Here is a 434-nt window from a genome sequence, read left to right as displayed (position 1 = left end):
CGGGCGAGGAAGGCCCGCAGGCCGGCGGGGTCGGGCGGTTCGGTGCCGTCGGGGACGGCGTATCCGACGAGGCGCTTGTGACCGTCGTGCTCGACCACGCGGGCGGCCGCCGCGGACACTCCGGGGTGCCGGGTCAGCGCGGCCTCGACCTCGCCGAGCTCGATGCGGAAGCCGCGGACCTTCACCTGGTCGTCCGAGCGGCCGAGGTAGACCAGGTCGCCGTCGGCCGTCCACCGTACGAGGTCGCCGGTGCGGTACATGCGGCTGCCGGGCGGCCCGAACGGGTCGGCGGGGAAGCGGGAGGCGGTCAGCCCGGGGCGGTTCAGGTAGCCGCGAGCCACCCCGGTCCCGGCCAGGTACAGCTCGCCCGGCACACCGGCGGGCACCGGGCGCAGCCGGTCGTCCAGGACGTGGGCGCGCGCTCCGCCGACGGG

At 77.4% G+C, this 434-nt stretch carries 1 protein-coding gene; it reads right to left on the bottom strand.

What is annotated here, in order from left to right:
- The coding region (locus tag HO151_RS04225) for an AMP-binding protein (RefSeq protein WP_173894765.1) at positions 1-434 on the bottom strand (434 nt) is incomplete at both ends.

The organism is Streptomyces sp. 8P21H-1, from assembly GCF_013302945.1.
This window is presented reverse-complemented; position numbering and strand designations above follow the sequence as displayed.